Here is a 556-nt window from a genome sequence, read left to right on the forward strand (position 1 = left end):
GTGAACCTGACCAGTGGGGGGCGGCTCATGTCGAAACGGTGATCGCGGTCTTCGGTCAGCAACCGCGTCAGCTCAGCCTCACGATCGGCCTGCGGCAACCCGCTGAGGTCGACCTGCCGCCACGGCACAACCACCTCACGCGGAATCACCTGCACCGGTTGACCCGATCGGCGGTACCGGAATCCCGCGCGCAGGTTCGCGTGCCGGCGAAGCAACGCCTCAGCAGCGGACCTCAGAACGTCCCCGTCTACCGAACCATCCAGATCCACCGACATCTGTGCCGTGTAAACGTCCGGGCCCTGCCCGTCGTACAGGGCATGGAACAGCAACCCTTCCTGCAACGGCGACAGCGGCAGAATCTCTTCGACTCGCGACTTCTTCATTCCTTACTCCCGATCGAATGACGAGGCCGTGCGTTGCAGGTCGGTAGCGAGTTCATCCTCTTCGTCTTCTATTTCGTCGATTTCGTCTTGGCTGAAGTCCACCAGTGGTAGGTCCGAGGGAGTCAGGCCACCGGCACCGGGCGTCGCCGCATGGGCGGTGATGCCTCTCAAGG

Annotated in this window: 1 protein-coding gene; it reads right to left on the reverse strand. The window is 62.9% G+C overall.

The window, feature by feature from the left end; translation table 11 throughout:
- The coding region (locus tag Raf01_RS49270) for a condensation domain-containing protein (RefSeq protein ID WP_203925095.1) at positions 1-383 on the reverse strand (383 nt) is incomplete at its 3' end.
- Positions 384-556 lie beyond the last annotated feature (173 nt).

Source organism: Rugosimonospora africana, assembly GCF_016862975.1.
GTDB lineage: Bacteria > Actinomycetota > Actinomycetes > Mycobacteriales > Micromonosporaceae > Rugosimonospora > Rugosimonospora africana.